Origin of the sequence: Silvimonas sp. (assembly GCF_031291215.1) — a bacterium.
GTDB lineage: Bacteria > Pseudomonadota > Gammaproteobacteria > Burkholderiales > Chitinibacteraceae > Silvimonas > Silvimonas soli.
In genome coordinates this window covers 34,707-57,349 of sequence record NZ_JARLJK010000110.1, presented here as the reverse complement: position 1 = coordinate 57,349, position 22,643 = coordinate 34,707, and the positions used below count along the sequence as shown (strand labels likewise).

The 22,643-nt window shown below is 56.1% G+C and carries 24 protein-coding genes and 1 tRNA gene; 8 read left to right on the top strand and 17 right to left on the bottom strand.

Annotated features, from left to right (window positions below; translation table 11 throughout):
- Nucleotides 1-3 precede the first annotated feature (3 nt).
- The 5 genes from P4L78_RS11505 to tpiA form a co-directional block, all read right to left on the bottom strand.
- A complete protein-coding gene (locus P4L78_RS11505; protein WP_283150247.1) occupies nt 4-513 on the bottom strand; it encodes an NADH-quinone oxidoreductase subunit B family protein in 510 nt (169 codons plus the stop codon).
- A 4-nt stretch (nt 514-517) separates the two neighbouring features.
- The gene (gene ndhC, locus P4L78_RS11500) at nt 518-886 is read right to left on the bottom strand and encodes an NADH-quinone oxidoreductase subunit A (protein WP_283150248.1); all 369 of its coding nucleotides are present in this window, start codon (nt 884-886) and stop codon (nt 518-520) included.
- Between the two features lie 202 nt (nt 887-1,088).
- Nucleotides 1,089-1,173, bottom strand: a tRNA-Leu gene (locus tag P4L78_RS11495).
- 34 nt (nt 1,174-1,207) lie between these two features.
- Entirely contained in the window at nt 1,208-1,543 is a 336-nt protein-coding gene (secG, locus tag P4L78_RS11490; RefSeq protein WP_283150249.1) for a preprotein translocase subunit SecG, read from the bottom strand.
- Nucleotides 1,544-1,649: 106 nt separating this feature from the next.
- Nucleotides 1,650-2,360 (bottom strand): triose-phosphate isomerase, encoded by a 711-nt coding sequence (gene tpiA, locus P4L78_RS11485; RefSeq protein ID WP_283150250.1) that lies wholly within the window; start codon nt 2,358-2,360, stop codon nt 1,650-1,652.
- A gap of 409 nt (nt 2,361-2,769) precedes the next feature.
- Between tpiA and pstS the strand changes: the two genes are divergently transcribed.
- From pstS to pstB, 4 genes are all read left to right on the top strand, one after another.
- Entirely contained in the window at nt 2,770-3,810 is a 1,041-nt protein-coding gene (pstS, locus tag P4L78_RS11480) for a phosphate ABC transporter substrate-binding protein PstS (protein ID WP_283150251.1), read from the top strand.
- 125 nt (nt 3,811-3,935) lie between these two features.
- Nucleotides 3,936-4,892, top strand: a complete 957-nt coding sequence (gene pstC / locus P4L78_RS11475; RefSeq protein WP_283150252.1) for a phosphate ABC transporter permease subunit PstC — start codon at nt 3,936-3,938, stop codon at nt 4,890-4,892.
- Between the two features lie 11 nt (nt 4,893-4,903).
- The gene (gene pstA, locus P4L78_RS11470; RefSeq protein WP_283150253.1) at nt 4,904-5,743 is read left to right on the top strand and encodes a phosphate ABC transporter permease PstA; all 840 of its coding nucleotides are present in this window, start codon (nt 4,904-4,906) and stop codon (nt 5,741-5,743) included.
- Nucleotides 5,744-5,784: 41 nt separating this feature from the next.
- Nucleotides 5,785-6,552: a phosphate ABC transporter ATP-binding protein PstB gene (gene pstB / locus P4L78_RS11465; RefSeq protein ID WP_283150254.1), complete on the top strand. Its 768-nt coding sequence runs from the start codon at nt 5,785-5,787 to the stop codon at nt 6,550-6,552.
- A gap of 122 nt (nt 6,553-6,674) precedes the next feature.
- Here the strand turns inward: pstB and glmM are convergent, their stop codons facing one another.
- From glmM to rlmE, 4 genes are all read right to left on the bottom strand, one after another.
- Nucleotides 6,675-8,036 (bottom strand): phosphoglucosamine mutase, encoded by a 1,362-nt coding sequence (gene glmM, locus P4L78_RS11460; protein WP_283150255.1) that lies wholly within the window; start codon nt 8,034-8,036, stop codon nt 6,675-6,677.
- 44 nt (nt 8,037-8,080) lie between these two features.
- Nucleotides 8,081-8,905, bottom strand: coding sequence for a dihydropteroate synthase (gene folP / locus P4L78_RS11455; RefSeq protein ID WP_309328212.1), 825 nt, complete (start codon nt 8,903-8,905; stop codon nt 8,081-8,083).
- 112 nt (nt 8,906-9,017) lie between these two features.
- Nucleotides 9,018-10,928, bottom strand: a complete 1,911-nt coding sequence (gene ftsH, locus P4L78_RS11450; RefSeq protein ID WP_283150257.1) for an ATP-dependent zinc metalloprotease FtsH — start codon at nt 10,926-10,928, stop codon at nt 9,018-9,020.
- A gap of 101 nt (nt 10,929-11,029) precedes the next feature.
- Complete coding sequence (rlmE, locus tag P4L78_RS11445; RefSeq protein ID WP_283150258.1) at nt 11,030-11,650, bottom strand: 23S rRNA (uridine(2552)-2'-O)-methyltransferase RlmE; 621 nt, start codon at nt 11,648-11,650, stop codon at nt 11,030-11,032.
- Between the two features lie 40 nt (nt 11,651-11,690).
- Here rlmE and yhbY point away from each other — a divergent pair, with 40 nt between their 5' ends.
- The gene (gene yhbY, locus P4L78_RS11440; protein ID WP_283150259.1) at nt 11,691-12,005 is read left to right on the top strand and encodes a ribosome assembly RNA-binding protein YhbY; all 315 of its coding nucleotides are present in this window, start codon (nt 11,691-11,693) and stop codon (nt 12,003-12,005) included.
- A 109-nt stretch (nt 12,006-12,114) separates the two neighbouring features.
- Here the strand turns inward: yhbY and P4L78_RS11435 are convergent, their stop codons facing one another.
- The 5 genes from P4L78_RS11435 to P4L78_RS11415 form a co-directional block, all read right to left on the bottom strand.
- On the bottom strand, nt 12,115-12,558 hold the full coding sequence (locus P4L78_RS11435) for a DUF4149 domain-containing protein (RefSeq protein ID WP_309328211.1): 444 nt from the start codon (nt 12,556-12,558) through the stop codon (nt 12,115-12,117).
- Nucleotides 12,559-12,661: 103 nt separating this feature from the next.
- Nucleotides 12,662-13,144 (bottom strand): transcription elongation factor GreA, encoded by a 483-nt coding sequence (gene greA / locus P4L78_RS11430; protein ID WP_283150261.1) that lies wholly within the window; start codon nt 13,142-13,144, stop codon nt 12,662-12,664.
- Nucleotides 13,145-13,294: 150 nt separating this feature from the next.
- Nucleotides 13,295-16,516: a carbamoyl-phosphate synthase large subunit gene (carB, locus tag P4L78_RS11425; protein ID WP_283150262.1), complete on the bottom strand. Its 3,222-nt coding sequence runs from the start codon at nt 16,514-16,516 to the stop codon at nt 13,295-13,297.
- A 61-nt stretch (nt 16,517-16,577) separates the two neighbouring features.
- Nucleotides 16,578-17,708: a glutamine-hydrolyzing carbamoyl-phosphate synthase small subunit gene (gene carA / locus P4L78_RS11420; protein ID WP_283150263.1), complete on the bottom strand. Its 1,131-nt coding sequence runs from the start codon at nt 17,706-17,708 to the stop codon at nt 16,578-16,580.
- Between the two features lie 303 nt (nt 17,709-18,011).
- The gene (locus P4L78_RS11415; RefSeq protein WP_283150264.1) at nt 18,012-18,491 is read right to left on the bottom strand and encodes a glutathione peroxidase; all 480 of its coding nucleotides are present in this window, start codon (nt 18,489-18,491) and stop codon (nt 18,012-18,014) included.
- A gap of 104 nt (nt 18,492-18,595) precedes the next feature.
- Between P4L78_RS11415 and P4L78_RS11410 the strand changes: the two genes are divergently transcribed.
- Nucleotides 18,596-19,060, top strand: a complete 465-nt coding sequence (locus P4L78_RS11410) for a DUF1841 family protein (protein ID WP_309328210.1) — start codon at nt 18,596-18,598, stop codon at nt 19,058-19,060.
- 10 nt (nt 19,061-19,070) lie between these two features.
- Here the strand turns inward: P4L78_RS11410 and P4L78_RS11405 are convergent, their stop codons facing one another.
- Both P4L78_RS11405 and cyaY read right to left on the bottom strand, forming a co-directional pair.
- Nucleotides 19,071-20,525, bottom strand: a complete 1,455-nt coding sequence (locus tag P4L78_RS11405) for a M48 family metalloprotease (protein ID WP_309328209.1) — start codon at nt 20,523-20,525, stop codon at nt 19,071-19,073.
- A 73-nt stretch (nt 20,526-20,598) separates the two neighbouring features.
- Nucleotides 20,599-20,919 carry an iron donor protein CyaY gene (gene cyaY / locus P4L78_RS11400; protein ID WP_309328207.1) on the bottom strand — a complete coding sequence of 107 codons (321 nt, stop codon included), beginning with the start codon at nt 20,917-20,919 and terminating at the stop codon, nt 20,599-20,601.
- 52 nt (nt 20,920-20,971) lie between these two features.
- Here cyaY and P4L78_RS11395 point away from each other — a divergent pair, with 52 nt between their 5' ends.
- Nucleotides 20,972-21,187: an LPS translocon maturation chaperone LptM gene (locus P4L78_RS11395; protein ID WP_283150268.1), complete on the top strand. Its 216-nt coding sequence runs from the start codon at nt 20,972-20,974 to the stop codon at nt 21,185-21,187.
- 44 nt (nt 21,188-21,231) lie between these two features.
- On the opposite strand, the gene hpnC is transcribed toward P4L78_RS11395, so the two are convergent.
- Nucleotides 21,232-22,065: a squalene synthase HpnC gene (hpnC, locus tag P4L78_RS11390; protein WP_309328205.1), complete on the bottom strand. Its 834-nt coding sequence runs from the start codon at nt 22,063-22,065 to the stop codon at nt 21,232-21,234.
- Between the two features lie 121 nt (nt 22,066-22,186).
- Between hpnC and P4L78_RS11385 the strand changes: the two genes are divergently transcribed.
- A complete protein-coding gene (locus tag P4L78_RS11385; RefSeq protein ID WP_283150270.1) occupies nt 22,187-22,603 on the top strand; it encodes a ComEA family DNA-binding protein in 417 nt (138 codons plus the stop codon).
- Nucleotides 22,604-22,643: the final 40 nt, after the last annotated feature.

The window sequence follows — 22,643 nt, the reverse complement described above, 5'->3', positions numbered from 1 at the left end:
ACCTCACCCGTTCGCCTGCTCGAGCTGGCGAGCCCGGGCGATGGTGTTGGTCCGCTTGATCTTGTTCTGCATCTGGATCAAACCATAGAGCAAGGCTTCAGCCGTTGGCGGGCAGCCCGGGACATAGATATCCACCGGCACGATACGGTCACAACCGCGCACCACTGAATAAGAATAGTGATAGTAGCCACCACCGTTGGCACAGGAGCCCATGGAGAGCACCCAGCGTGGCTCCGGCATCTGGTCGTACACCTTGCGCAGGGCCGGTGCCATTTTGTTGCACAGCGTACCGGCAACAATCATCAAGTCAGATTGACGTGGCGACGGGCGGAACACGATGCCGAAACGGTCGAGGTCATACCGCGCGGCGCCCGCGTGCATCATCTCGACCGCACAACAGGCCAGACCAAACGTCATCGGCCACAACGAGCCGGTACGTGCCCAATTCATTACCGCATCAACGGATGTAGTAACGAAACCTTTTTCAAGACTTTGCGATGCAGCTGCAGTCATTGCTTTACTCCCACTCCAGCGCGCCCTTCATCCACTCGTAGGCGAAACCGACAACGAGGATGGCCAGGAAAATCAACATGGAAAAGAAACCGAAAGAGCCGATTTCCTTGAGCACGAGCGCCCAAGGCACGAGGAAGGCCACTTCCAGATCGAACAGAATGAACAGGATGGCAACGAGGTAGTAGCGCACGTCAAACTGGATACGCGCATCTTCAAACGCTTCGAAACCACATTCATAAGGGGAGAGTTTTGCGGGGTCCGGCTTGTAGGTTCCAAGCAGACGACTAAAAAGCCCACCCATGGCCATCAACCCTCCACCGATCAACGTACCGACGATGATGAAGAGCAATATGGGGAAGTAATTCTGTAGCATGTCGATCCCCGATAAGATCAATTACAGACAAATAGAAATGAAACGGTTGCGACTATTTTTTTACTGAAGCTATTTCTGAAACCTGGTACTGCAGCCTGCGAATACCGCCAGCAGGCCCGATTTACTTGATCAACGCAAAGAAGCACTGATTTCATACAGGAAAAAACGCCGGGATTGTTGCCCCGGCGTTTTTCCGAATCCTTGGTGCCGACAGAGAGACTCGAACTCTCACGGCCGCAGCCACTACCCCCTCAAGATAGCGTGTCTACCAATTCCACCATGTCGGCCTGGTACAACACCTGAACAATAACCGGGCAGCGATTATTCAGGGATCTTGCTTTGCGCTGGCACGGATGCCGTTGCAGGCGCCGAAGCCACAGCCTTAACATCGCCCATCACGCCCAACTCGGAAGACCGGCTTGGCGAAGTCAGCATGACCAGAGCAAGGCTGCTTGCGAAAAAGACAGTTGCCAGCACAGCGGTACTACGGCTCAAAAAGTTCGCCGAACCGGAAGAGCCGAACAAGCTGCCAGCCGAACCGCTACCGAAGGCTGCACCCATGTCCGCACCTTTGCCGTGCTGCATCAGGACGAGAACGATTGTCGTCAGTGCAGACAACACATTCACAATCAAAACGAGGCTTTTAAGAAGTTCCATCTTTTCTCATCAACGCGGCGCGAATTCTAGCGCCGCCGTGGTATTTTTGCAATCAAAGGCAAGGTCATTACAACGCTGTTGACCCTGCGCAAGGATTACATTTGCATTAATGTGCAGCGCGGCAAATCCGCAAAAATTCGGTCGCCGAAAGCGCCGCACCCCCAACCAGAACCCCGTCCACGCCATCGACTCCCATGATGGCTGCGGCGTTGTTTCCCTTTACACTTCCGCCATATAGCACGCAGGTATGCTGACTTAACGTCTGCTTGATGAACGCATGCATTTCTGCGATTTGTTCAGGTGCAGCCGTTACGCCGGTACCCACTGCCCACATCGGTTCGTACGCGACCGCATACAAACTTGTTGGCACGCCAGACAATACTTTCAGCTCATCGGCAATGACATCGCGCGCCACGCCTTGATCACGCTGTGCCTGGCTTTCGCCAACGCAGTAGATTGGCAGCAAACCGGCATCCAGCGCTGCGCGAACCTTGCGCGCGGCTGTTTCACTGGTCTCACCAAAATAAGTGCGGCGCTCGGAGTGACCAATGATCACCAGTTCACACCCTACGTCCGCCAGCATCGCGGCTGAGACTTCGCCGGTGTATGCACCAATATGAAATTCGCACAAATCCTGTGCCCCCAGTTGCACCGGGGTATCCACCAGCAAGGACTTGGCTAGCGACAAATAAGGATAAGGCATGCAAATCGAGACATTGGAGCCGAGTTCAGCTCTTGCCAGCTCTGGCACCACCGAGCGCACTTGCCCGACGCTGCCGTGCATTTTCCAGTTACCAACTACCAGTTGCTTGGCCATGCCACATACCAATGTGGTTTGCAAAAGAACGCGATTGTAGGCCGCGCGCGTAGGGTGCGTCAAACCTGGCGGGCGGCATGAAACACTGGATTAACAGTCATTTGGCGACATGCCGCGGTGAATGAGTCATCCGCCACGCCGCAGCATCACTAATACTCATGTATCAGACTGGGTCGGGCGTCGGTTTGTTGCAGCCCGTTGTATGCGGGAGTCGACTGGTTGTCGGATTTTCATGCAGGTGCCAGTTACATCAAAACAACATTTCTCTTTAATATCATTCACCTGAGATTACTCCTGCATCCATGGGAGTAATGTGACACCGACTTGTAATATTTCGGAAACACTTCAGGTCTAGGATGCCGCCGAGTCGGGAATGGTACCCGTCGTTGCTCAACCGGAGAAAAACATCATGACATATGGGCGCAAAGTGCTCGTATCGCTGGGCCTGACTGCTGGCCTCTTTACTGCTCAAGCCATGGCTGCCGATATCACCGGCGCTGGTTCTACCTTTATTTACCCGCTGGCTGCCAAATGGGCAGAAACCTACAAGGCCAAGACTGGCGTAGGTCTGAACTATCAGTCCATCGGTTCGGGCGGCGGTATCAAGCAAATCCAGGCCAAGACTGTTGACTTTGGCGCTTCCGACAAGCCGCTCAAGCAAGAAGAGCTGGATAAGGCTGGCCTGGTACAGTTCCCGGTAGCAATGGGCGGTGTGGTGCCGGTTGCCAATCTGGTTGGCATCAAAGGCGGTGACCTGAAGTTGAACGGCTCCGTACTGGCTGACATTTTCCTGGGCAAGATCAAGAAGTGGAATGACCCGGCCATTGCCAAGCTGAACCCGACTGCAAAACTGCCTGATTCAGCCATCACCGTGGTTCACCGCGCTGACGGTTCCGGCACGACCTTCATTTTCACCAACTACCTGTCCAAGGTTAACGCCGACTGGAAGAGCAAGGTTGGCGAAGATGCAACCGTGCAATGGCCGAGCGGTGTAGGTGGCAAGGGTAACGAAGGTGTTGCTCAATACGTTCAGCGCATCAAGGGCGCGATTGGCTACGTGGAATACGCGTACGCCAAGCAGAACAAGATGAACTACATCAACCTGCAGAACAAGTCGGGTGAGTTTGTTGCACCGACTGAAGCTGCATTCAAGGCTGCTGCTGCTGGCGCCGACTGGAAGAGCGCACCTGGCTTCTATGTGATCCTGACCGAACAAGCCGGCAAGACCGCATGGCCAATCACCGGTGCCACGTTTGCCCTGATGCAAAAGAAACAAGACAAGCCGGAACAAGGCAAAGAAGTGTTGAAGTTCTTTGATTGGTCCTACGCCAATGGCGACCAGACTGCTTCGGGCCTGGACTATGTGCCAATGCCAAACGACGTCAAGGACGTGATCCGCTCGTCGTGGAAGCAAATCACCGACAACAGCAACGCGCCAGTCTGGAAGTAAGACGGCTAACGGCATAATAAGTACAAGGGACTGGCATGAACGATAAAATGCACCCTGAGTACGCGCCACAAACAACAGGAGCCGGGTTGGCTCCTGTTGTTGTTACGCCGACCCCGGAGAAGCAGATGACTTCACAAGAACAGCGGCTGCGGCAGCAAATGCTGCAAGACCGTATATTCCGCGGCACTACCCGCTTTTTTGCTTTTTTTGTGCTCGTCCTGTTGGCGGGCATCATTCTTTCGCTCCTGATCGGCGCCTGGCCGGCGATCAAAGAGTATGGCTTCGGCTTTATCACTGGTACCGACTGGAACCCCGTCACTGAAAAATTCGGTGGCTGGAACTCAATCCGCGGCACCCTGCTCTCTTCTTTCATTGCCTTGTTGATCGGCGTGCCGGTGAGCTTTGGCATTGCGATTTTCCTGACCGAACTCTCACCCGTATGGCTGCGCCGCCCGTTGGGCATTGCCATCGAACTGCTCGCTGGCGTGCCATCGATCATTTACGGCATGTGGGGTCTGTTTGTATTCGCACCGTGGTTTGCCGACAACGTGCAACCGTGGCTGGCCGAACATAGCGCCGGCCTGCCGTTGATTGGCGGCTTGTTCGACGGTCCACCCATGGGTATCGGTATGCTGACCGCCGGTTTGATCCTGTCGGTGATGGTCATTCCGTATGTATCGTCAGTCATGCGCGACGTGTTTGAAGTCGTCCCACCGATGCTCAAGGAATCCGCCTACGGCCTTGGCGGCACCACTTGGGAAGTCGTCTGGAACGTGGTTCTGCCCTATACCCGTAACGGTGTGGTCGGCGGTGTGATGCTTGGTCTGGGCCGTGCCTTGGGTGAAACCATGGCGATCACCTTTGTGATTGGTAACGCACAGCAACCCATCCACAGCCTGTTTGATCCTTCGACCTCGATCTCGGCCACACTGGCCAATGAGTTCACCGAAGCGACCACCGTACTGCATACCAGCAGCCTGATTTTCCTGGGCCTGTTGCTGTTCTTCATCACCTTTGTGGTGCTGACGATTTCCAAGCTGATGCTTCTGCGCATGCAACGCGCAGAAGGCAAATCTTCCTGAGCGGAGCGAACATGTCGTCTACTTATATTCGCCGACGCATTGTCAACGTACTGAGCCTCGCCCTGTCAGTTGCTGCCATGTTGTTTGGTCTGTTCTGGCTGGCCTGGATTCTCTACACGCTGTTCAAGAACGGTTTTGGAGGCCTGGCACTCACACTGTTCACGCAAACCACACCTGCCCCGGGCAGCGCAGGCGGCTTGTCCAATGCGATTCTGGGCAGCTTGCTGATGTCGTTGACTGGCACGCTGGTGGGTACGCCGATTGGCATTCTGGCCGGCACCTATCTGGCCGAGTTTGGCGATCGTGGCTGGCTGGCTCCGGTAACCCGCTTTATCAATGACATTCTGCTATCCGCGCCGTCGATTGTGATCGGCTTGTTCATGTACGAAGTCTACGTGGTCAAGACAGGGCACTTCTCGGGTTGGGCCGGTTCGTTTGCGCTGGCCATTCTGGTTATTCCGGTGGTGGTACGCACTACCGAAAGCATGTTGCGCCTGGTTCCGCACAGCATGCGTGAAGCAGCCTACGCGCTGGGTGCACCGCAATGGAAAATGACTCTGCTGGTCACTCTGCGCGCCGCCAAAGCTGGTGTGGTCACCGGCGTACTGCTGGCCGTGGCCCGCATCGTGGGTGAAACCGCGCCGCTGCTGTTTACTTCGCTTAACAACCAGTTCTACAGCAACATGAACCAGCCAATGGCCAACTTGCCAGTGGTGATCTTCCAGTTCGCAATGAGCCCGTACGAAGACTGGCATAACCTGGCATGGGCCGGCAGTTTGCTGATTGGCCTGTTTGTACTGGCGATGAACGTGATCGCCCGTACGCTGATCAAACCCCAGCAACAACACTAAGCCGCAGGGACGAAACGAAAATGCGACTTCAGGACTCCAGCATGACCGCAGAAACCAAGATCAAACTCGCCGTCAATAATCTGAATTTCTATTACGGCAACTATCACGCGCTGAAAAACATCAATCTGAATATCCGCGAAGGCAAAGTCACCGCCTTTATCGGCCCTTCGGGTTGCGGCAAATCCACGCTGCTGCGCACCTTTAACCGCATGTATGAGCTTTACCCGAAGCTGCGCGCCGAGGGCGAGATCATCATGAATGGCAACAACGTGCTGGATCGTGGCGTTGACCTGAACATGCTGCGCGCCAAGGTGGGCATGGTGTTCCAGAAGCCAACGCCCTTCCCGATGTCGATTTACGACAACATCGCGTTTGGCGTGAAGCTGTACGACAACCTCTCCAAATCCGAGATGGATGATCGGGTGGAATGGGCATTGTCCAAGGCTGCGCTGTGGAATGAAGCCAAAGACAAGCTGCGCCAGTCGGGCCTGGGCCTGTCGGGTGGTCAGCAACAGCGTCTGTGTATCGCCCGCGCCATTGCCGTGAAGCCAGAAGTGCTGCTGCTGGATGAACCAACTTCCGCGCTGGACCCGATCTCCACTGCGCATATCGAAGAACTGGTGCACGAACTCAAGCGCGATTACACCATCGCGATTGTGACCCACAACATGCAGCAAGCAGCGCGCGTTTCGGACTACACCGCTTATATGTACCTGGGCGAACTGGTCGAAGTGGGCGAAACCGACACCATCTTCACCACACCAACCAAGAAAGCGACCGAAGACTATATCACCGGTAAATTCGGTTGATTACTGGTTGAACACATTCTGGCAGTTGACCGTCAGACAAGAAAAAGCCCGCAAAAGCGGGCTTTTTCTTTTGTCGCTACCAGAAGAAACGAGCCTTCTGCCCGATACACATCACAACTGGATCAGTCTGCGCTCGCTTCGTTGGTGACTACAGCGGCAATCGACTCAGCCCATTGCTCGGCGGCACCGGCATCAACGTGTTCGACCATGACACGAACCAGCGGTTCGGTGCCCGAAGGACGCAACAGTACACGCCCCTGGCTACCCATTGCGGCTTCCGCCTTCTGCACCGCTTCGCGAATTGAAGGCGAAGAACTGACCTGGAAACCCTTGCCGATGCGCACATTCTTGAGCACCTGCGTCGACAAGGTCAGTTCATCGCGGAAGGCGCTGAGTGTCTTGCCTTGCTCGATCAGCGCTTCCAGCACTTGCAACGCCGAAACAATGCCGTCGCCCGTGGTGTGCCTATCCAGGCTCAAAATATGACCGGAACCTTCGCCGCCCAACACCCAGCCATTAGCTTGCAGGCGCTCCAGCACATAGCGATCGCCCACCTTGGCACGTTCAAAGGCGATTCCAGCGGCTTTCAGGCCGTTCTCGACCCCGAGGTTAGTCATGAGTGTGCCGACCACGCCACCACGCAGCGAGCCCTGCTCGGCGCGATAACGGGCCAGTACATAGATCAGCAAGTCGCCATCGATGATGGAACCATCGCCATCCACCATGATGAGCCGGTCGCCGTCACCGTCCAGCGCGATACCGTAATCGGCGCCTTCGGCCAGTACGGTTTTGCGCAGCAACTCAACGTGCGTGGCACCGCAGTTTTCGTTGATGTTGTAGCCATTGGGCTTATCGCCGATGGTAATGACTTCGGCACCCAGCTCGTGGAATACGTGAGGCGCTACCTGGTAGGTTGCGCCGTGGGCACAATCGACCACGAGTTTGAGGCCACGCAGGTCAAATTCGTTGGGGAAGGTTGATTTGCAGAATTCGATATAGCGGCCAGATGCATCACCCACGCGCCAGGCTTTACCTAGCGTTTTGGAGCCGACGCAAGGTTGCGCGTCGTCGATAGCCTCTTCAATGGCCTGCTCGACGTCATCCGGCAGCTTTTTGCCACCAGCACCAAAGAACTTGATGCCGTTATCATAGTAAGGATTGTGCGACGCAGAGATCACTACGCCCGCGGACAAACGCAATGCGCGAGTCAAATAAGCGACGCCCGGCGTAGGCAGCGGCCCGGTCACATGCACATCCACACCCGCGGCGTTCAAACCCGCTTGCAGGGCGGCTTCCAGCATGTAACCTGAAACCCGGGTGTCTTTACCAATCAGGACCGCAGCATGGTCACCGCTTTGGCGGCGTTCGGTTGTAGCGAGCACCCGGCCAGCGGCGTAACCCAGCTTCATGGCAAATTCCGGGGTAATCGGATACTCCCCAACCAAGCCACGCACACCATCCGTACCGAAATATTTGCGTCCCATTTCTGAATCCTGAAATTAACCAACCGTTAAGCAAAAAGCCGCGCTCATTGTAAGGCTTGCCAGATTTTCAGCGCATCCACAGTTTCCCTGACATCATGCACCCGCACGATGGCCGCACCCTTTTGCGCAGCGAGTAACGCCGCCGCCACACTGGCTGCCATGCGGTCGCTCACGACCCGGCCGGTGATTTGACCCAGCATGGATTTACGCGATACGCCAATCAGCAAGGGACAGCCGAGCGCCTCGCGCATTTGCGGCATGGCGTTAAATAACGCGATGTTGTGCGCCAGGTTTTTGCCAAAACCGAAACCCGGATCCAGCAGGATGCGACTGCGTTCAATGCCGGCTTGCTCAGCCTCGTCCCGGCGAGTTGCCAGATAGCTGGTAACTTCAGCCACCACGTCGTCATATTCTGGCGCGACCTGCATGGTGCGCGGCTCGCCCTTCATATGCATCAGACAGACAGCCACGTTGCCTTTGGCCGCCACTCGCAGCGCGCCCTCACCTTCCAGCGCGGCGATGTCGTTGATGAGGTCAACACCGGCATCCAGCGCGGCCAACATTACGGCCGGGCGCCGGGTATCAATGGACAGAGGCACATTCAGCGACTTCAGCGCGGCAATAACCGGCACCACGCGGGCAATTTCGTCTTCGATGCTGACCAACTCAGCACCGGGGCGCGTCGATTCGCCGCCGATATCAATGATGTCCGCGCCCTGGCTTACCAGCGTCTCCGCATGCGCAACGGCTTTGGAACAGGTATCGAAACTGCCACCATCAGAAAACGAATCGGGCGTCACGTTCAAGATGCCCATGACTTGGGGGCGATCGAGCGTCAGAGTAAAGCGGCCACACTGCAAACTGTGCATTGGAACTCCGGGCATGCGCGCAAAAGACAATTCAATCAGAACCTTTGCTTTGCCACGCTACAGAAGAAAAAAGCGGCCACAATGTGGCCGCTTTGGTATTACTTGCTGACAATCAGGCTTCAGTAGCCGGGGTTGTCGTCGCTGCCGGAGCATCACCACTTGGACGGTCACCGGACGGCGCTGTTGGCCGGGTTGGTGGCGATTTTGGTGGGCGCGGATCGCGACCTTGCATGATGTCTTCGATCTGCTCGGCATCGATGGTTTCCCAATCGAGCAGCGCACGCGTCATCGCTTCAACCTTGTCACGATTGGTCTCCAACAGATTGCGCGCCAATGCATATTGCTCGTCGATAATGCGGCGGATTTCGCCATCGACTTGCTGCATGGTAGTTTCCGACACGCTCTTGTGCGTGGTTACCGAACGACCAAGGAACACTTCGCCTTCGTTCTCGCCATAAACCATCGGACCGAGCTTGTCGCTCATACCGTAGCGGGTCACCATGTCGCGCGCCATTTGCGTAGCACGCTCAAAGTCGTTCGACGCACCGGTGGTCATCTGGTTCATGAACACTTCTTCTGCGATCCGGCCACCAAACAAAATGGCAATGCGGTTCAGCAGGTATTCACGGTCATAAGCATAACGGTCTTCTTCCGGCAGTTGCATGGTCACACCCAGCGCACGACCACGCGGAATGATGGTGACCTTGTGCACCGGATCGGCCTTGGGCAACAGCTCTGCCACCACCGCATGACCGGATTCGTGGTAAGCCGTGTTGCGCTTTTCTTCTTCCGACATAACCATGGTGCGGCGCTCCGCGCCCATCATGATCTTGTCCTTGGCCGACTCAAAGTCATCCATATCGACCAGGCGTTTGTTACGGCGAGCGGCAAACAGCGCGGCTTCGTTCACCAGGTTGGCCAGATCGGCCCCGGACATACCCGGAGTACCGCGAGCCAGCACACTCGGCTCGACGTCATTGGAGATCGGCACCTTGCGCATGTGCACGCCAAGAATCTGTTCGCGACCACGGATATCCGGCAGCGAAACCACAACCTGACGATCGAACCGGCCCGGACGCAGCAAAGCCGGGTCCAGTACATCTGGACGGTTGGTCGCAGCAATCACGATCACGCCGGAGTTGCCTTCAAAACCGTCCATCTCAACCAGCATCTGGTTCAGTGTTTGTTCACGTTCATCGTTACCGCCGCCCATGCCGGCGCCACGCTGGCGACCAACGGCGTCGATTTCATCGATGAAAATGATACAAGGGGCGTTTTTCTTGGCGTTTTCGAACATGTCGCGAACGCGAGCCGCACCCACACCGACAAACATTTCAACGAAATCCGAACCGGAAATCGAGAAGAACGGCACCTTGGCTTCGCCAGCAATGGCCTTGGCCAGCAGCGTTTTACCGGTACCGGGCGACCCCACCATCAAGATACCGCGTGGCATACGGCCACCCAGGCTCTGGTATTTGGTTGGATCACGCAGGTAATCAACAATTTCAGCAACTTCTTCTTTGGCTTCATCGCAACCGGCGACATCAGCAAATGTCACCGAATTGTTGGATTCATCCAGCATGCGGGCGCGGGATTTGCCGAAGCTGAACGCCCCGCCTTTGCCACCGCCTTGCATCTGTCGCATGAAGAAGACCCAGACGCCAATCAGCAACAGCATCGGGAACCACGAAATAAACAGCTGCGTCAGGAAGCCCTGCTCTTCTTCCGGCTTGGCCGCAAACTTCACGTTGTGCTTGATCAGCGTATCAACGAGGCGGAAATCGAACGGCGCGTAAGTGGAGAACGCGGAGCCGTCATTGCGCTTGCCGCGAATCCATTGACCACGCAGTGGATAGCCTTCGATCTCCACACTGGAGACACGATCAGCTTCCACATCCGCCATGAACTGCGAGTACGGCACTTGGCCGACTGTGTCCTGGCGTTTGGTAAATTGATTGAAGACCGTCATCAGGACCAAACCAATGATCAGCCAGATGGCGATATTCTTACCTAAATTATTCATTTCCCAAGCCCTTTAACCGGGTAACGAAGCAGGAACCACACAAGGGCGCACACCTTGCTCCTGTCGCATAAATGCTTGCTGCACAGCGGAATTCTAACCGCTCAATCCTTTTTTTGCTTGCCAAGCAGATACATTTCCGCGCTACGGTCACGCGAAGCTTTCGGTTTACGCGTTACCACTGTGGCAAAAGTGTCACGCATTGCGGTCATATATTCGTTATAGCCATAACCCTGGAATACCTTGACCAGGAAATGGCCACCTGGTTTCAAATGATTTTGAGCAAATTCCAGAGCAAGCTCACACAGATACATGGAACGGGCTTGATCGGTCACCGCCGTCCCAGTGATATTTGGGGCCATATCGCAAATCACAAGGTCTACCTGACGATCTCCGAGCAAATCACTATATGCCTTCAGTACCGATTCTTCGCGAAAATCGCCCTGAATGAAATCAACGCCTGGAATAAATCCCATTTCCAGGATGTCCAGCGCAAAGACCCTTCCGCTATTACCAACGATCCGCGCCGCGACTTGCGACCAGCTTCCGGGGGCAGCGCCCAGGTCAGCCACCCACATCCCGGGTTTGATCAGCTGATCTTTATCGTTTATTTCCAGCAGCTTATATGCAGCACGGGCGCGATAGCCATCCTTTTGCGCCATCTGCACATACTGGTCATTCACATGTTCTTGCAACCATGCATTGCTGGTCTTGGTCCGTGCCATCCGGTACAATCGCCTGTTTATTCAAGGTATTAAATCAAAAATGGAACTTACTCCGGATCAGCGCCGCTATTTGCGTGGCCTTGCCCATCATCTTAATCCGGTCGTGATGATCGGTAACAACGGCCTGACCGATGCCGTGATCCGTGAGATTGCGCTCAATCTGGATGCGCATGAACTGATCAAGGTTCGTGTGCTGGGTGATGATCGCGAAGCCCGCGTGCAATACCTGGAACAAATCTGCAAAGACTTGGGTGCATCGGCAGTACAGCATCTGGGCAAGCTGTTGATCATCTATCGTCAGGCAGATGCAGAACGCACCCGCATCGTGCTGCCGAAGGCCAAAAAAGCCAAGTAATGCTTGAGGAGTGGGGTAACGGCGCGAGATTCACCGCCCTCCCCACTCTGGCTTGCCGGGCAAATACACCAGGTTTTACCCCGCGCTTCACCCTTCCCGCCCTACCCGCTTATTTGTTGTCCATCTTCCAGACGTAGACCAAGCCAAACAATGCCTGCACCGCATAGATAGCGGTAGAAATGGTATGCCAGTTGGCAAAACCACCACCAAACACGCCGACAGCGCTCTCGCTCAGTTTTGATTTCACCCCGGCCAGAATCGGGAAGATGGCAAACTGGTTGACCAGTGTGCATACCAGCATGCCAATCAGCAGCCAGAACGCGCCAGTCTGGAACGCCCGCAATCCATCAAACCAGATGCGATAGATCAGCAGATATACGCCAGCCACAATCCCAACCCAGCCCATGGCGTGCAATATCTTGGCCGCCAGCACCGGCGCGAACCCATGACTGGCATCCAGCGTCAAAAACAACAATGGCAACACCAGCAGCCCCACAATCCACAGGCCACCAATCCACAATACGGTCAGTACGTTTTTGAGTCCGTTACCCATTTTTTTCTACGAGAAGTGAGGGGTTAGGTACGAGGGATAGCCAGCACGTGGTGCAGGTAAAACGCAGAGCGGGCCTTATACCTCGACCCGCGCTCGCCAAGCCTTACAGATACTTCACATCCAGCACTTCATATTCGCGGATGCCACCAGGCGCTACAACTTCAGCGACATCACCGGCATATTTGCCGATCAGCGCGCGGGCAATCGGGCTGGAGACGGAAATCTTGCCGTCTTTCAGATTGGCTTCATCGTCACCCACGATCTGGTAAGTGACGTTGCCACCGGCTTCCAGGTCTTCCAGGTCAACTGTTGCGCCAAACACCACGCGGCCTTCTGCGGTTTGCGCCAGCGAAGCAGGGTCAATCACTTGCGCGTTGGAAATTTTGCTTTCCAGATCGGCAATACGGCCTTCTACAAAGGATTGTTTTTCCTTGGCAGCATCATATTCTGCGTTTTCCGACAAATCGCCGTGTGAACGGGCTTCGGCAATGGCGGCAATGACTTCAGGGCGGTCAACGCTTTTCAGACGTTGCAACTCTGCCTTCAGTTTTTCCGCACCGACAACGGTCAGCGGGACTTTGATCATTTCTTGTTCTCCTGCGGCCCAAGAGGCCTGGTTTTCCAGTGCGGCGCCGCCTTGCAAACCAGGTTGAAGGTCTCGCGGCCAGACAATAAAAGCACAACCGCCGCCCTTTGCAGAAAGGGCGGCGGTTGTGGCGTTGCAGGTAATAAGGTATCAGGCTTTAAGCAAACGGTGCAAGCCCTGCAGGTCGTAAACCTTCACCTCGCCCAGATCACGCATGCCGATACATGCTGCACGCGCGCCCGCGATGGTGGTGTACACCGGCAGTTTGGCCTTGAGCGCTTCGTGGCGGATGGAGTAACTATCCTGAATCGCCTGACGACGCTCTTCCACCGTATTCACGATCATGGCGATCTCGCTATTCACGATCATGTCCACGATGTGCGGACGGCCTTCAGTCACCTTGTTGACTGGCGTCACTTCCACGCCAGCCTCTTCCAGCGCCAAAGCCGTGCCCTTGGTAGCAATGATCTTGAAGCCCAATTGCACCAATACGCGCGCGCACTCCACGGCCACGGGCTTGTCGCTCTCTTTCACCGAGATAAACACATTGCCTGATGTCGGCAGCACGATGCTGGCGGCCAGTTGCGACTTCACAAAGGCCTCGGCAAAAGTCTCGCCTACGCCCATGACTTCACCGGTCGACTTCATTTCCGGCCCAAGGATGGTATCCACGCCGGGGAATTTCACGAACGGGAACACCGCCTCTTTCACCGAGTAATACGGCGGGATCACTTCTTTGGTCACGCCTTGGCTGGCAAGGGTCTGCCCCATCATGCAGCGGGCAGCGATCTTGGCCAGCGGCAGGCTGGTGGCCTTGGACACATACGGCACGGTCCGCGAAGCGCGTGGGTTTACTTCCAGTACAAATACTGTGGCTTCCGCGCCTTTGCCCTGGATCGCAAACTGCACGTTCATCAGGCCGATCACGTTCAGTGCTTTGGCCATCGCCACGGTCTGGCGACGCAGTTCGTCTTGCAGCTCTTTGCTGAGCGAATACGGTGGCAGCGAGCAAGCCGAGTCACCGGAGTGCACGCCAGCTTGTTCGATGTGCTCCATGATGCCGCCGATCAGCACTTCTTCGCCGTCGGAGATGGCATCTACGTCCACTTCAATCGCGTCATTCAGGAAGCGATCCAGCAGCACCGGGCTGTCGTTGGAGACCTTCACCGCCTCACGCATATAGCGGGCCAGATCGTCCTCAGAGTGCACGATGCGCATGGCGCGACCGCCCAGCACGTAAGACGGGCGCACTACCAGCGGATAACCGAGGTTAGCAGCCAGCACCAGCGCGTCTTTCTCGTTACGCGCGGTGGCGTTAGGCGGCTGGCGCAATGCCAGATCCTGCAGCAGTTTCTGGAAGCGCTCGCGGTCTTCTGCGGCGTCGATCATATCCGGGCTGGTACCGACAATCGGCACGCCGTTGGCTTCCAGCGCCCGCGCCAGTTTCAGCGGAGTCTGACCACCGTATTGCACGATCACGCCAACCGGTTTTTCAACGGCCACGACTTCCAGCACGTCTTCCAGTGTCAGCGGTTCAAAGTAGAGACGATCAGACGTGTCGTAATCGGTAGAAACGGTTTCCGGATTACAGTTGACCATGATGGTTTCATAACCATCTTCGCTCAGCGCCAGTGCGGCGTGCACGCAACAGTAGTCAAACTCGATACCCTGGCCGATGCGGTTCGGACCGCCACCCAGCACCATAACTTTCTTCTTGTCGGTGGGGTTGGCTTCGCACTCTTCGTCATAGCTGGAGTACATGTACGCGGTGTTAGTGGAGAACTCAGCCGCACACGTATCCACGCGCTTGTACACCGGGCGCACACCAGCAGCATGACGCGCACGGCGCACGGCGTTCTGGTCAGTGCCCAACAAAGCACCGATGCGACGATCCGAGAAGCCTTTACGCTTCAGTTTGCGCAGATCAGCGCCAGTCAGGCTTTCCAGAGTACGGCCACGCAGCGCGGCTTCGTCTTTCAGCAAGTCTTCAATCTGTACCAGGAACCACGGGTCAATCTTCGACAGATTGTGAATTTCATCCAGACTCATGCCGACGCGGAATGCATCAGCCACGTACCAGAGGCGCTCCGGGCCAGGCGAGGCAATTTCAGACTCAATCTTCGCGCGATCAGTGGTGAGTTCGTCAAAGCCGGACATGCCGGTTTCGAGGCCACGCAATGCTTTTTGCAGCGACTCTTGCTGAGTGCGGCCAATCGCCATCACTTCGCCGACCGACTTCATTTGTGTGGTCAGGCGGTCATTGGCTTGCGGGAATTTCTCAAACGCAAAACGCGGAATCTTGGTAACCACGTAATCGATAGACGGCTCGAACGAAGCCGGGGTCTTGCCGCCGGTGATTTCATTCTTCAGCTCGTCCAGCGTGTAACCCACGGCCAGTTTGGCAGCGATCTTGGCGATCGGGAAGCCGGTCGCCTTGGAAGCCAGCGCCGACGAACGCGATACGCGCGGATTCATTTCGATCACGATCAAACGACCATCTGCCGGGTTGACCGAGAACTGCACGTTAGAACCGCCGGTATCCACACCGATCTCGCGCAATACCGCGATCGATGCGTTACGCATGATCTGGTATTCCTTGTCGGTCAGCGTTTGCGCCGGGGCGACGGTGATCGAGTCACCGGTATGCACGCCCATCGGGTCCAGGTTCTCAATGGAGCACACGATAATGCAGTTGTCGGCGCGGTCACGCACCACTTCCATCTCGTATTCTTTCCAGCCCAGCAGCGACTCTTCAATCAGCAGCTCTTTGGTCGGCGACAAATCCAGACCGCGGGTACAGATTTCGATGAATTCCTGGATGTTATAAGCGATACCGCCGCCCGAACCACCCATGGTAAACGATGGCCGAATGATCGACGGAAAGCCCAGATTGGCTTGGGCGGCGAGCGCTTCTTCCAGCGTGTGGGCAATGGCAGACTTGGCAGAACCAAGGCCGATCTTGTCCATTGCCGCTTTGAATTTCTGGCGATCTTCAGCCTTGTCGATGGCTTCTGGCGTGGCACCAATCAGCTCGACCTTGTACTTGTCCAGCACACCGTTGCGCCACAGATCCAGTGCACAGTTCAGCGCAGTCTGACCACCCATGGTCGGCAGGATCGCATCCGGGCGTTCCTTGTCGATGATTTTCTCGACCACTTGCCAGGTAATAGGCTCGATGTAAGTCACGTCGGCCATGTTCGGGTCGGTCATGATCGTGGCCGGATTGCTGTTGACCAGAATAACCTTGTAACCCTCTTCACGCAGGGCTTTACATGCCTGCGCGCCGGAATAATCGAATTCGCACGCCTGGCCGATGATGATCGGGCCAGCGCCAATAATGAGAATGCTTTTAATGTCTGTACGTTTTGGCATTGCTTGCTACCTGTGATGACGAGAAGAAGTGAAGGCGCGCCGGGCACGCCGCATACACTGCTTAACGTCGGTGTTCTTCCATCATTTTGATGAAGCGATCAAACAGATACGCTACGTCGTGCGGGCCTGGGCTGGCTTCCGGGTGACCCTGGAAGCTGTAGGCCGGGCGGTCGGTCAGCGCAATGCCTTGCACGGTGCCATCAAACAAGGAACGGTGAGTCACGCGCACGTTGGCAGGCAGGCTGGTTTCATCAACCTGGAAGCCATGATTCTGGCTGGTGATCATCACGTGACCGGTATCCAGATCCTGCACCGGATGGTTGGCACCGTGGTGACCAAACTTCATCTTGCTGGTCTTGCCGCCAGTGGCCAGACCCAGCAACTGATGGCCCAGACAGATACCAAAGGTCGGAATGCTTTTTTCCAGGAACACCTGAATGGCTTCGATCGCGTAATCACATGGCTCTGGATCGCCAGGGCCGTTGGACAGAAACACACCATCCGGATTCATCGCCAAAACATCGGCAGCCGGGGTTTGTGCCGGCACCACAGTCAGCTCACAGCCCCGTTCGGCCAGCATGCGCAGGATGTTGTGTTTGACGCCGAAGTCATAGGCCACGACCTTGAACTTCGGGTTGGACTGAACGGTGTAACCCACGCCCAGTTTCCACTCTGCCGTAGTCCACTCGTAGCGCTCGGTAGCGCTCACGACCTTGGCCAGATCCTGGCCAGCCATCGAGCCAAACGACTTGGCTTTTTCTACGGCAGCGGCGGCGTCAATGTTGTCGCCGCTCACGATACAGCCAGGCTGAGCGCCCTTCTCACGCAGGATACGGGTCAGCTTGCGGGTATCGATATCGGCAATGGCCACCACATTGTGTTTGACCAGATACTCGCCCAGGCTCATCGAAGCGCGGAAGTTCGAATGCAGCAAAGGCAGATCGCGGATGATCAAACCGGCAGCAAACACGCCACGGCTTTCCACGTCTTCCGGATTCACACCGTAGTTGCCAATATGAGGATAAGTCAGGGTAACGATCTGACGACAGTAGGATGGGTCGGTCAGAATTTCCTGGTAACCGGTCATCGCGGTATTGAAAACCACTTCGCCGATGGTTTCGCCATCAGCGCCAATCGATGTACCGTGAAACAGGGTGCCGTCGGCAAGCGCAAGTAAAGCAGGTTTGGACACTGGCGGCTCCTGGGCATTGCGCCCGCAGATATGAGAATCGGTGCGGGAGTCTGTAGCAACGCCCGCCCACCCGGCCAGTATGGGCGGGGTTTTCGGGCCGTTCAGGCTCCCCTATACGTAGAAAAACGGGACAGGTTTCCCTGGCCCGTTCGTCTGCACAAAATTTTCCGGATTCTATCGCGAAACGCGTTTTACTTCAACATTTCAATGCGTTAGGACAAATGCAGGAGCACCCCGACATCACCGCGCAATGGGCCATTAAAGCCTTTGCGATCAATGACATCCGCGCGTGTTTAAACCTTGTTACAGCAGTTTTTCGATATCGGCCACCAGCGACTCTGGCGTGGCGGTAGGCGCATAACGGTCGACCACATTGCCTTCCCGATCAACCAGGAACTTGGTGAAGTTCCATTTGATCGACTCGGTGCCCAATAGCCCCGGATGCTCGGATTTCAGAAACTGATACAGCGGATGTGCCCCGCTGCCGTTGACATCCACCTTGGAAAACATCGGGAACTGCACGCCAAAGCTGGTGGAGCAAAAATCGAGGATTTCTGCATCTTCACCAGGCTCTTGCGCGCCAAACTGGTTGCAGGGAAAGCCCAGCACTTGCAGGCCTTTGTCATGAAAGCGCTGGTAAATGGCCTGCAGGCCCTCATATTGAGGAGTGAAGCCGCAGCGGCTGGCGACATTCACAATCAGCAGCACCTGGCCGCGAAAGCGCTCCATGGCGACATCGTTACCCTGAATGTCGTCGACATGAATCCCGTAAAGACTGGACATGGTGTTTCTCCGTGCGTTGCCAGATAGTGCTTTCCTGCCACACATGGGCTGGGTGACAATCTGGCTGTGTAATTCTGAAAAATGCGAATAAAGCCCGAATCCTGATGCTGTTTAATCCATCCCGCGATGAAGCGCGCCACTTCATGATCGAATCATGGCGCAAACACCAGATCCCCGGCCTTGAGCCAATGACGGATCTGGAGAAGATGACGGCGGCGGTTCTGCTGCGCCACCCGGAATACCACCATTTTTTGATGCCGGATTATCTGGACCAGGACTGGCCGGTGGAATACGGCGAAACCAATCCTTTTCTGCATATCAGCATGCATCTGGCTATCGAGGAACAACTTTCCATTGATCAGCCCTTTGGCATTCGCGCGCTATATGGAGAGTTGTGCAAAGTGGCGGGCAACGAGCACGACGCGCAGCACTGGATGATGGAAGGCCTGGGTGAAATGCTGTGGCAGGCGCAACGCTACGGCTTGCCGCCTGATCCGTCAGTGTACCTCAATATCCTGCGCCAAAAGCTGCCGGGCAGCGCGACCAACCCACCGAATCAGCCCACCTGAGCCGTTGCAGTTACTGCGCCCTCAGCTCTTTGCGGTCGGCGACCAGTACCTGCAATTCTTTCAAACGCGCGTCGATCCCGGATAGCTGATAAAAGTCGGCACCAGGCTGGCGCTGCGCAATCTGGAATTGTTCAATGGCGGCGGTGTATTCATGCTGAAAGGCGTAATACTCGCCCTGAGCCATATGCTGGCGCTGTGCCTGGCCAGTGGCTTCATAGATTTTTGCCTGCCGTTGGTACAACGCGGCATCCATCACCCCTGCCGTCTGAATAGCCGCCAGCGCTTCGTCATATCGCCTTGCACGCGTTAACGCATCCACTTCGCCATAAATCAGCGCCCGACTGGCGGGGAAATGCCGTTCCGCATCGCGAAAGAGCGTTAGCGCGTCGTCATATTTCTGTTGCTCCAGCCGGATAGAGCCAGCCAGATATTCCAGCACCGGGTGCGACTCGGGCTTGCCATAGACCTCCCGGACACGCAGCAAAGTTTGCCAGGCATTGTCGTAATCGCCAACGCGGGCTTGGGCAAACGCCAAACCATATAAATGAGCCCCCAGATTGAGGTAGCGTTTTTCTGCCAGCGTGCTGCGGTAACGCTGGACGGTGGCTTTAAGGTCGTCCGACTGCAGCACAATGGCGCGCTCACGCAAATACAGATAGTCCGCTGAATCAAGGACTTGCTTGTAACGCACGTCGGCCAGCCGGTCTTCTGCTTCGGCAATACGGCGGTAGGTCACCGGATGGGTACGCAGGAATTCAGGCGCACTGAATTCCAGCAAACGATTGGCCTTTTGCATGCGGCCAAAAAAGGTCGGCATGGCGTAGGGATCAAATCCGGAAGCAAGCAGTGTTTGCATGCCTATGCGATCGGCCTCTTGTTCATAGGCATAGGTGAAGTCGAGTTGCCGCTGGATCAGATACCCCGACGTACCCGCCGCAGCTGCCACGCCAATATCACCCGCGCCGCCGTGCGCCGCCAGAATCGCCAACCCCAACGCCGCCAGCGTGATCCACGGCGTCATGCGCTGGGAGTCAATCATGCGTGCCAGATGGTGCTGGGTAACGTGTGAGATCTCATGCGCCATGACCGCGGCGAGTTCGGATTCATGCTGGGTGGTGGCAATCAGCCCGGTGAAGACGCCGACAAAGCCGCCAGGCAAGGCAAAAGCGTTAATGGAGCCATCGCGCACGATAAAAAACGTGAACGGGATATTGCTACCGTTGGCTTCCACCAGCCGACGGCCGATCTGATTGATGTAATCCGTTAATTCGGCATCATCCAGCATATCGCCGCTGCGGCGAATTTCCAGCATCGCCGCCTCTCCGATCAGCCGCTCCTGAGTGGGTGTCAGGCCCTGGCGGGAGTCCTCACCAAGATTGGGCAGATTGCCGGTATCGGCACGCACGACCGGCAGCGCCAGCAAACCCGCCAGCGCCGCAACCAGCACTCCGTTTCGTAAAGTCATGCAACGCAAGGCACATCCTCATTCATGCCCCCGGCCACTTGCGCCAGGGTGGGCATGAGTCTGTCCAGAAGGCTTACGACTCCCCAAAATGGAATTCTTCACCACCGTGCAAGGTGATGGCGGCGGCCAGATCGGCAAAGAATTCGCCATCGTCGCGGGTGTTGCGCCATTGACCATTTTGCATGCGGTAATGAAAACCACCGTGTTTGGCGGCGATCCACAACTCTTGATTGGGTACGTGGCGATTGACGATGATTTTGCTGCCATCTTCAAACTCAAGTTCCAGCACGTTACCCTGGCGCTGTGGGTCAATATCCGCAGTGGCATCGTCACAAGCAGCTTCGATGCGATCGAGAATGGTGTCGGAAAGATTCAGGAATTCGGATTCAGTCATGGTCATGTTCTTGCATGGTAATATCGCGATTTTGCCACCAAAGCCCCCACTCATGCGCGCTCTGTTAGGTTGTATTGCGCTGGTATCCTTGACCGCCTGCGGCTTCAAGGGTCCGCTCTACCTGCCCCCTCATCCCAAAGCATCGGCCCCCGCAAAAGCGAGCGCGCCGGTAGCCAGCAAACCTGCGGCCAGCGCCCCGGCCGCCGCCAAAGCTTCAGCGGCCGAGAACGCCAGCGATCCTGTCACGCTGGATGATCTGGTCGAATAAGCACGTCAGCCAAGCCTGCTGCTACGGCAGGCTTGCACTGTTGCTCAACGCTTGCGCAATGCGCGCCAGAGCAAACCAGGCCAGTCGGTGGCACCCAATTTGGGCCGCTGGCGGAACATGTCGTAGTCGCTGCGCTTGAGTTTTTCCAGCACCGCATCGCCGCCCAACACAGTCAGCCGTAACTCCAGGCCAATCCGGCCAGGCAAAGCCATCGCCAGTGGCGAGCCGCCCTTGAGCATGCGCCGGGTACGATCCACCTGAAACGCCATCAATCTTCGCCACGCCACATCTGACGTTTGCTGGGCAATCATGGCCTCGGTGACGCCAAAACGCTGCAAATCGGCCTGCGGGATATAAACGCGCCCTTTTTGCCAATCCACGGCCACGTCTTGCCAGAAATTGATCAATTGCAGCGCAGTGCAAATGCCATCGGATTGCGCCAGATGCGTGGGCGTTGCTGCGCCAAAGATATGCAGCAATATCCGCCCGACCGGATTGGCCGAATGCCGGCAATACTGCACCAGCTCGCCAAAATCCGCGTAACGGGTTTTGACGACGTCTTGTTCAAATGCGGTCAGCAGATCGCCGCAAAGACCAAGCGGAATCTGGTACTGGGTAATCGTAGTTGCCAGCGCCTGATAACGCGCCGTTTGTGGTGTTTCACCGCGCTCAATGCGGGCCAGTTCCGCCCGGCAAGCAGCCAGTGCCTGCAAGCGTTCTGCCGGTGTGGCATCGCCCTCATCCGCCAGATCATCAGCGTGGCGGGCAAAGTGGTAAACGCTGGCTACCGCCTTGCGATAGCGGCGCGGCAACAGCATTGAACCGACGGGAAAGTTTTCGTAATGTTCGACCGATTGGCCAGGAGTTATATCAAACATAAACCTGCTTCAGGCTGACAGATTGCTAACACTTCATGCAGCATACGTGGGCGTTTGGCATCACAGTCTGCTAAAACAAGACGGTGGTCTCGCAATCAACACACCAATCAAGGAGTCTTTCATGAAGAAATGGTTCGTCGCGCTTCTCAGCGTATTCATGCTGATGGGTTCCGCGTTTGCTGCAGTCAATATCAACAATGCAACTCTGGAGCAACTCGAATCCCTTAACGGTATCGGCCCTTCCAAAGCTCAGGCCATTATCGACTATCGCACCAAAACCGGCCCGTTCAAGGCTCCCGAAGATATCATGAAAGTGCCAGGCATCAAGGAAGGCACTTACAACAAGATCAAGAGCGATATCGCGGTCAGTGGCGCTACCACTGCTGCTGCGGCAGCGGCCACCAAAACACCGGCGCCTGCCAGCAAAGCTCCGGCAGCCAAGGCAACACCGACGCCGGCACCAGCCGCAGCGGCAGCAACGCCAACGCCAAAACCGACCAAGCCGCCGAAGCCAGCCAAGACCAAGGCCTCGCAATAAGCCTCGATCGCTCTATCGGTTCTGGCTTGCACACATAAAA

Coding starts and splice junctions, on each gene's coding strand:
- P4L78_RS11505 (WP_283150247.1), bottom strand. CDS start 513: ATGACTGCAGCTGCATCGCAAAGTCTTGAAAAAGGTTTCGTTACTACA.
- ndhC (WP_283150248.1), bottom strand. CDS start 886: ATGCTACAGAATTACTTCCCCATATTGCTCTTCATCATCGTCGGTACG.
- secG (WP_283150249.1), bottom strand. CDS start 1,543: ATGGAACTTCTTAAAAGCCTCGTTTTGATTGTGAATGTGTTGTCTGCA.
- tpiA (WP_283150250.1), bottom strand. CDS start 2,360: ATGGCCAAGCAACTGGTAGTTGGTAACTGGAAAATGCACGGCAGCGTC.
- pstS (WP_283150251.1), top strand. CDS start 2,770: ATGACATATGGGCGCAAAGTGCTCGTATCGCTGGGCCTGACTGCTGGC.
- pstC (WP_283150252.1), top strand. CDS start 3,936: ATGACTTCACAAGAACAGCGGCTGCGGCAGCAAATGCTGCAAGACCGT.
- pstA (WP_283150253.1), top strand. CDS start 4,904: ATGTCGTCTACTTATATTCGCCGACGCATTGTCAACGTACTGAGCCTC.
- pstB (WP_283150254.1), top strand. CDS start 5,785: ATGACCGCAGAAACCAAGATCAAACTCGCCGTCAATAATCTGAATTTC.
- glmM (WP_283150255.1), bottom strand. CDS start 8,036: ATGGGACGCAAATATTTCGGTACGGATGGTGTGCGTGGCTTGGTTGGG.
- folP (WP_309328212.1), bottom strand. CDS start 8,905: ATGCACAGTTTGCAGTGTGGCCGCTTTACTCTGACGCTCGATCGCCCC.
- ftsH (WP_283150257.1), bottom strand. CDS start 10,928: ATGAATAATTTAGGTAAGAATATCGCCATCTGGCTGATCATTGGTTTG.
- rlmE (WP_283150258.1), bottom strand. CDS start 11,650: ATGGCACGGACCAAGACCAGCAATGCATGGTTGCAAGAACATGTGAAT.
- yhbY (WP_283150259.1), top strand. CDS start 11,691: ATGGAACTTACTCCGGATCAGCGCCGCTATTTGCGTGGCCTTGCCCAT.
- P4L78_RS11435 (WP_309328211.1), bottom strand. CDS start 12,558: ATGGGTAACGGACTCAAAAACGTACTGACCGTATTGTGGATTGGTGGC.
- greA (WP_283150261.1), bottom strand. CDS start 13,144: ATGATCAAAGTCCCGCTGACCGTTGTCGGTGCGGAAAAACTGAAGGCA.
- carB (WP_283150262.1), bottom strand. CDS start 16,516: ATGCCAAAACGTACAGACATTAAAAGCATTCTCATTATTGGCGCTGGC.
- P4L78_RS11415 (WP_283150264.1), bottom strand. CDS start 18,491: ATGTCCAGTCTTTACGGGATTCATGTCGACGACATTCAGGGTAACGAT.
- P4L78_RS11410 (WP_309328210.1), top strand. CDS start 18,596: ATGCTGTTTAATCCATCCCGCGATGAAGCGCGCCACTTCATGATCGAA.
- P4L78_RS11405 (WP_309328209.1), bottom strand. CDS start 20,525: ATGACTTTACGAAACGGAGTGCTGGTTGCGGCGCTGGCGGGTTTGCTG.
- cyaY (WP_309328207.1), bottom strand. CDS start 20,919: ATGACTGAATCCGAATTCCTGAATCTTTCCGACACCATTCTCGATCGC.
- P4L78_RS11395 (WP_283150268.1), top strand. CDS start 20,972: ATGCGCGCTCTGTTAGGTTGTATTGCGCTGGTATCCTTGACCGCCTGC.
- hpnC (WP_309328205.1), bottom strand. CDS start 22,065: ATGTTTGATATAACTCCTGGCCAATCGGTCGAACATTACGAAAACTTT.
- P4L78_RS11385 (WP_283150270.1), top strand. CDS start 22,187: ATGAAGAAATGGTTCGTCGCGCTTCTCAGCGTATTCATGCTGATGGGT.